The organism is Sphingopyxis sp. SCN 67-31 (assembly GCF_001725095.1).
Window position 1 is genome coordinate 1 of sequence record NZ_MEFH01000222.1, and the last position, 6,827, is coordinate 6,827.

The following is a 6,827-nucleotide window of genomic DNA, read 5'->3' on the forward strand; positions in this document are numbered from 1 at the left end:
CCGGGCCTCGGCGACGTGCCGATCCTGGGCATGCTGTTCAAATCGGACAGCTTCCGCCGCGGCGAAACCGAACTGGTGATCGTGGTTACGCCCTATCTCGTCAAGCCGGTGTCGGCGAACGAGATCAAGCTGCCGACCGATGGCTATCAGGACGCAAGCGACCTTCAGCGTCTGCTGCTCAATCAGCAGACCGATGGCGTGACGGGCGGCGATCGTCCCAAACCGCGCCTCGACACCTCGGTGAACGATGCCGACCGGCCGCGCGCGGGTTCGCCCGATGCGGCGCCCGGCTTCAACCTCAAGAAGTGATGCTGGCAAACAGGAGCAACGTGATGAAGAAAATCGCAACTTGGACCGTCCTGGCGCTGGCAACCACTCTCGCCGGCTGCGCAGGCGCCGCGAACAGCAATCGCAGCCTTGAATCGGTGCATCAGCCGGTCGTGCGTAACGATATCTACCAGTTCGACGTCGCGGCGGCAGGCGGTGACCTCGCCCCCAGCGAGCAAGGCCGTCTGCAGGGCTGGCTCGATGCCATGAACGTCCGTTACGGCGACCGTATCGCGATCGAGGACCCGTCGGCCTATGGCAGCAGCGGCGCGAAGGAAACGATCCGCGAGATGGTCGAACGCCGCGGCCTGCTGCTCAGCGGCGATGTGCCGGTGACGACGGGCGCGGTCGCGCCGGGCTATGTTCGCGTGATCGTGACGCGCGCTTCGGCTTCGGTGCCGAGCTGCCCCAACTGGTCGAGCCGTTCGGCGATCAACGTCAACAACGCGACCTCGGCCAACTATGGCTGCGCGACGAACAGCAATCTGGCCGCGATGGTCGCCGATCCCAACGATCTGATCAAGGGCACCAGCGAGCGCGACAATGATCCGACGACCGCGACCCGAGCGATCAAGACCTATCGCGACAAACCGCCGACGGGCGCAGGCGACCTGCGCGGACAGGCGACCAGCAACAGCGGAGGAAGCCAGTGAACGCGCCTTTCAAAGCAGCCGGGCTGCGTGACCCGTTCAACGCCTTTGTGTGCGACGACGATACGCTGGAGCTGATCCGCGTCGCCGCCGCCGACATGGGCTGGCCCATCGAGAAGTGCAACAAGGGAGGCCTGCGCAACGCGGTGCAGTCGCTGTCGGTCTCTGCGAGCCCGAATATCCTGTTCGTCGACATGTCCGAGTCGGGCGATCCGATCAACGACATCAACGCGCTGGCCGAGGTCTGCGAACCCGGCACCGTCGTCATCGCGGCGGGCCAGGTCAACGACGTTCGCCTCTATCGCGATCTCTTGTCGAGCGGCATTCAGGATTACCTCCTGAAACCGCTGTCGCTCGATCAGGTCCGCGACGCGCTGACCAATGCGCAGGCGATCCTTTCGGCCCCCAAGCATGCCGACATGCATGACGACAAGCCGCACCACATGATGGCGGTCGTCGGCGTGCGCGGCGGCGTCGGCGCCTCGATGGTGTCGACCTCGCTCGCCTGGGCGATCAGCGAACAGGCCGACCGCCAGACCGCGCTGCTCGACCTCGACGTGCATTTCGGCACCGGTGCGCTGACGCTCGATCTCGAACCCGGCCGCGGGCTGATCGACGCGATCGACAATCCCAGCCGTATCGACGGGCTGTTCATCGAACGCGCCATGGTGCGCGCCTCGGACAAGCTCAGCCTGCTGTCGGCCGAAGCGCCGATCCACCAGCCGGTGATGACCGACGGTTCGGCCTTCTATCAGCTCGAGGAAGAGCTGCGGAACGCGTTCGAGATGACGATCGTCGATATTCCGCGTCAGGTTCTCATCCCCTTCCCGCACCTCGTGTCGGAATGCGGGACGATCCTGCTCGTCACCGACGTCACGCTGGCTTCAGCGCGCGATACGATCCGTCTCCTGTCGTGGTTCAAGCAGAATGTGCCGGGCGCGCGCGTCGTGCTCGTCGCGAACAAGTTCCAGACCACGATCGGCGAATTGTCGCGCAAGGAGTTCGAATCGTCGATCGAGCGCGCGATCGATATCGTGGTCCCCTTCGACCCCAAGCTTGTCGCGCAAGCGGCCAAGCTCGGCAAATCCTATGCCGAGGTGTGCAAGGGAACCAAGGCCGGCCAGGTCTGGGCCAATCTGACGCGCGTCATCCTAGACGGGGCCGATGCCGAAGCCGAAGAGGTGGCACCGGCGAAAGCAAAATCGGGCAGCTCGCTGCTCGGCAAGCTGGGCGGTCTGGGTACGCTCGTCAAAAAAGGCGCGAAATAAGCACGTGACGGGGGCTGGCGCAGGCCGGCCCCCGCCGCGACCACAGCGGGAACGGGGCAAAGGGCGATCATGAACCTGCCAATCATCCTAACATTCGGCGCCGCGTTGCTGGCGGTCGGCATGCTGGCGCTGGCTTTTGCCGGACCTTCTGCCGGCAAGGCCAAGACCCGCCGCCTGTCGTCGGTGAAGGATCGCCACGCGGCTTCGACCGAGGCGGTCGTCGCGGCCCAGATGCGCAAGACGATCGCAGCCGCTGGCAATAGCGGCAACACCAGCATCAGCAGCCTGATGCCGCGGCGCGAATTGATGGAACTGCGCCTTCGCCGGACCGGCAAGGGCTGGACGCTCAGCAAATATATGTTCGCGTCGATGGCATTGTTCGTCGTCGTTGCGGGCGGCATGCTGTCCGTGCGTGCGCCTTTCATGCTGGCGCTGATGTTCGGGCTGCTCGCCGGGGTGACTTCCGCATATGGTGGTCGGGCGGATCATCAAAAAGCGCGTCCTCAAATTCAATGCGCGTTTTCCCGACGCGATCGACCTGCTCGTTCGCGGCCTGAAATCGGGGCTTCCCGTGACCGAAACCTTTCAGGTGGTGAGCCAGGAACTGCCCGGCCCCGTCGGCGAGGAGTTTCGCGGGATCGTCGAACGCATCCGCATCGGCAACACGATGGAACAGGCGTTGCAGGAATCGGCAGAAATGCTGGGCACGCCCGAATTCCAGTTCTTCTGCATCACCATTGCGATCCAGCGCGAAACGGGCGGCAATCTTGCCGAAACGCTGGCCAATCTGTCGGACGTGCTGCGCAAGCGCGCGCAGATGAAGCTGAAGATCAAGGCGATGTCTTCGGAAGCCAAGGCTTCGGCCTATATCGTCGGCGCCCTGCCGTTCTTCGTCTTCGGCGTCGTCTGGTCGATGAACCCCGGCTATCTTCAGGGCTTCTTCTTCGAACAGCGGCTGATCGTCGCTGGCCTGGGCGGTCTGGTGTGGATGAGCATCGGCGCCTTCATCATGTCGCGCATGATCTCGTTCGAAATCTGAGGAAGGACGCAGCATGAACAGCACCCTCCTCCTCACCGCCTTCTCCGGAGCGCAGCCCGGCCCGACGCTATTGGGCGTCGACGTCGTCTGGGCCTCGACCATGCTCGTTGCGGTCGGCATCTTCGCGGTCATGGTGGCCATTTACGGCGCGCTGACCGTTCGCGACCCGATGGCGAAGCGCGTGAAGGCGCTCAACGATCGCCGCGAACAGCTGAAGGCGGGGATCACCGCCTCGACCGCCAAGCGCCGCGCGCGCCTCGTCCGCAAGAACCATACCGCCGACAAGATGCGCACCTTCCTCGGCAAGCTGCAGGTGCTGCAGGACAGCCAGATCAAGGAAGTGCAGCAAAAGCTGGCGCAGGCCGGCATCCGGTCGAAGGATCTGGCCGTCGCGGTCATTTTCGGCCGCCTCGTCCTGCCGATCGTCTTCGGCGGTATCGCGGCATTGCTCATCTATTGGGTCGACATGTGGCCCGACCTGACGCCGTTCAAGCGTTCGGGCGCGACGATGGCCATGCTCATCCTCGGTTACAAGGCGCCCGACCTGTTCATCCAGAACAAGCGGCAAAAGCGCACCGACGCGATCCGCAAAGGCCTTCCCGACGCGCTCGACCTGCTGGTCATCTGCGCCGAAGCGGGTCTGACCGTCGACTCGGCCTTTTCCCGCGTGTCGAAGGAACTCGGCCGTGCCTATCCCGAACTGGGCGAGGAATTCGCGCTGACCTCGATCGAACTCGGCTTCCTGACCGAACGGCGGCAAGCGTTCGAAAATCTGGCGTATCGCGTGAACCTCGAATCGGTGAAGGGCGTGGTCACCACCATGATCCAGACCGAGAAATACGGGACGCCGCTTGCCAGCGCGCTGCGGGTCCTGTCGGCGGAATTCCGCAACGAACGCATGATGCGCGCCGAAGAAAAGGCCGCGCGCCTGCCCGCGATCATGACGGTACCGCTGATCCTGTTCATCCTGCCGGTGCTGTTCATCGTTATCCTGGGCCCGGCGGCCTGCTCGCTCAGCGATGCAATGTCGGGCGGCAGTCTCGGCGGCGGCAAGCCCTGACGAACGCCGCATCGCAAACCCAACAAAAAAGGGGCGGGATCATTCCCGCCCCTTCTTTTTTGCCGCCGGCGCGTCAGGCGACCGTCTGTTCGATCGCTCCGAAGATGCTGTGGTGGCGCTCGTCGTCCATCCAGATCCGCACCGTATCGCCTGCCTGCATGAAGGGCGTTTTCGCCTCGCCGTCGCGGATCGTCTCGACCGTCCGCACCTCGGCAAGGCAGCTGTAGCCGAGCCCGCCCTCGCCGATCGGTTTGCCGGGTCCGCCATCGGCGTCGCGGTTCGACACCGTCCCCGATCCGATGATCGTCCCCGCGCGCAGGTCGCGCGTTTTCGCGGCATGGGCGATCAGCTGGCCGAAGTCGAAGGTCATGTCGACGCCGGCATCGGCGCGGCCGAGCGGCTGGCCGTTGAGGTCGACGCACAGCGTGCCGTGCAGCTTGCCGTCCTGCCACCGATCGCCGAGCGCGTCGGGTGTAACGAACACCGGCGACATCGCACTCGACGGCTTCGACTGGAAAAAGCCGAAGCCTTTGGCCAGTTCGCCGGGGATCAGCCCGCGCAGCGACACGTCGTTGGTCAGGCCGACGAGCAGAATGTGGCTCCGCGCCGTTTCGGCATCGACGCCCATCGGCACGTCGCCGGTGACGACCACCACCTCGGCCTCCATGTCGCAGCCCCACGCCGGATCGCCGAGCGGGATCGGATCGCGCGGCGCCAGAAAGGCATCGCTGCCGCCCTGATACATCAGCGGATCGTGCCAGAAACTTTCGGGCATTTCGGCGCCGCGCGCCTGCCGCACCAGCGCGACATGGTTCACATAGGCGCTGCCATCGGCCCATTGATAGGCGCGCGGCAGCGGCGAAGCGGCGTCGCGCTCGTGAAAGCGCTCGCGCGGGATCGCCTCGTGATTGATGTCCTCGGCAAGCGCCTTCAGCCGCGGCGCCGTTTCCGCCCAGTCGTCAAGCGCCGCCTGCAGCGTCGGCGCGATATGGGTCGCATCGGCATACCAGGCGAGGTCGTCCGAAACGACGACGAGCCGGCCGTCGCGCCCGGCTTTCAGCGAAGCTAGTTTCACATCTGTCCCTTTGTCTGCGATGCCGGCGAACCATCATCGCAAAGGGGGGAGCGACGATCAGCGCGGCATCTGGATGGATGCGAAACAGGTAAAGCCGCTCTGCCCCGCCTGCAAGCGCCGGATATATTGCAGATAGGCCTGCGACTGGTTGTAGCTGGTGCCTGGCAGCGTCTGGCCGCGAAAGGCGCGCTTGACTTCCTCGCCGGTGAACGGCCGCGGCGCGCCCGGAAACGCCCCCTGGGTCCCCGGCGGAACTAGCTTGCCCGCCGCGTCGATATAGCGGCCGGCGGCCGATGCGTCGGGCACCGGAATCTGGCAGTTCATCACCGATACCGCGGTCTGTGCAAAGGCGGGGCGGATGGTCAGCGCCGCCGACACGCCGACCGCGCCGAGCGCGAGCATCTTGCGCCGCGAGGGAACGGCTTCGTCGCCGGTCGCGGGCGCTTCGTTCGGGATGTCGCTGTTTTCCATGGCCGCGCATTAAACCAGTGAAGCCTCTAGGAAAAGCAAAAGACCGGCCGCCTCCCGCGCCCTTCCCGCTTTGGGACAGGCTGCGCCGCGATGGTAACCCGATGCACCGCCCCGCGAAGCGCCTTGCGCGCCGCGCCGCTTCGTGCGAGGCGCAGCGTCGATGTTCGACCGCCTGTCCAGCCTGGTTGCGGCGCTGACGCTTGTCGCCGTCGCGGCGATTTTCGCGGCGCTTGTCGGCGGCGACCTCGCCTCGATCGCGATCCTGGCACTCGCAGGGGCGCTCGGCGCTGTCCTTGTTTATGGCGCACAGCCGCCGCCCGCCGCGACGCAGCCTGTCGCCGCCTCTCCGGTCCCCGCCGAACCGCCGCTGCTGCTGCGCCATCCCGATTTCACCCGCTGGGCCGATCAGGAGCGCGAACCGGTGCTGGGGGTAATCGACAATGTCGTCGCCATCGCCAACGATGCAGCGGTCCGCCTGCTCGGACGCCACATCGTCGGCGCCGACATCCGCACCGCGATCCGCCATCCGGTGGCGGCCGAATGGCTGTCGGCTGGCGACGTCGACACGGGCGCGATGACCGTCGATCTCGCCGACTATCCGCGGCCCGGCCAGCGCTGGACAATGCGGATCGCGACACTGTCGCACGGCGGCCGCATCATCTTTCTGTCCGACCGCTCGGCGATCGATGCCGCCGACCGCATGCGGTCCGATTTCGTCGCCAACGCCAGTCACGAACTGCGCACGCCGCTTGCCGCGATCCTGGGCTATGTCGAGACATTGCAGGACATGAACGACGAGGCCGACGCCCCGACGCGCAACCGTTTCCTCGCGATCATCGAGCGCGAGGCGCGGCGGATGCAGCAGCTCGTCATCGACCTGCTATCGATCTCGCGCGTCGAAGCCGATCGCTTCCGCCGCCCGACCACCCCGGTCGAT

General features: G+C 65.6%; 7 protein-coding genes and 1 pseudogene. 6 read left to right on the top strand and 2 right to left on the bottom strand.

What is annotated here, in order from left to right; translation table 11 throughout:
* The 5 genes and pseudogenes from ABS88_RS24580 to ABS88_RS24600 all read left to right on the top strand — a co-directional run.
* Positions 1–309: secretin GspD/PilQ domain-containing protein (locus ABS88_RS24580; protein ID WP_502686190.1), on the top strand; the 309-nt coding region annotated here is incomplete at its 5' end.
* A gap of 23 nt (positions 310–332) precedes the next feature.
* The gene (locus tag ABS88_RS24585) at positions 333–980 is read left to right on the top strand and encodes a CpaD family pilus assembly protein (protein ID WP_040590037.1); all 648 of its coding nucleotides are present in this window, start codon (positions 333–335) and stop codon (positions 978–980) included.
* Positions 977–2,245, top strand: coding sequence for a pilus assembly protein CpaE (locus ABS88_RS24590; protein ID WP_286750883.1), 1,269 nt, complete (start codon positions 977–979; stop codon positions 2,243–2,245). The genes ABS88_RS24585 and ABS88_RS24590 overlap by 4 nt, the downstream gene beginning before the upstream one ends.
* Positions 2,246–2,314: 69 nt before the next feature.
* Positions 2,315–3,284: pseudogene (locus ABS88_RS24595) on the top strand (type II secretion system F family protein).
* 13 nt (positions 3,285–3,297) lie between these two features.
* Positions 3,298–4,344 (top strand): type II secretion system F family protein, encoded by a 1,047-nt coding sequence (locus ABS88_RS24600; RefSeq protein ID WP_003044570.1) that lies wholly within the window; start codon positions 3,298–3,300, stop codon positions 4,342–4,344.
* A 73-nt stretch (positions 4,345–4,417) separates the two neighbouring features.
* Here the strand turns inward: ABS88_RS24600 and ABS88_RS24605 are convergent, their stop codons facing one another.
* Both ABS88_RS24605 and ABS88_RS24610 read right to left on the bottom strand, forming a co-directional pair.
* Positions 4,418–5,419 carry a fumarylacetoacetate hydrolase family protein gene (locus ABS88_RS24605; protein ID WP_062766667.1) on the bottom strand — a complete coding sequence of 334 codons (1,002 nt, stop codon included), beginning with the start codon at positions 5,417–5,419 and terminating at the stop codon, positions 4,418–4,420.
* A 57-nt stretch (positions 5,420–5,476) separates the two neighbouring features.
* A complete protein-coding gene (locus ABS88_RS24610) occupies positions 5,477–5,890 on the bottom strand; it encodes a hypothetical protein (RefSeq protein WP_186403075.1) in 414 nt (137 codons plus the stop codon).
* Between the two features lie 160 nt (positions 5,891–6,050).
* On the opposite strand from ABS88_RS24610, the gene ABS88_RS24615 reads away from it, so the two are divergent.
* A partial coding sequence (locus tag ABS88_RS24615; RefSeq protein WP_286750884.1) for a histidine kinase dimerization/phospho-acceptor domain-containing protein occupies positions 6,051–6,827 on the top strand: 777 nt, incomplete at its 3' end.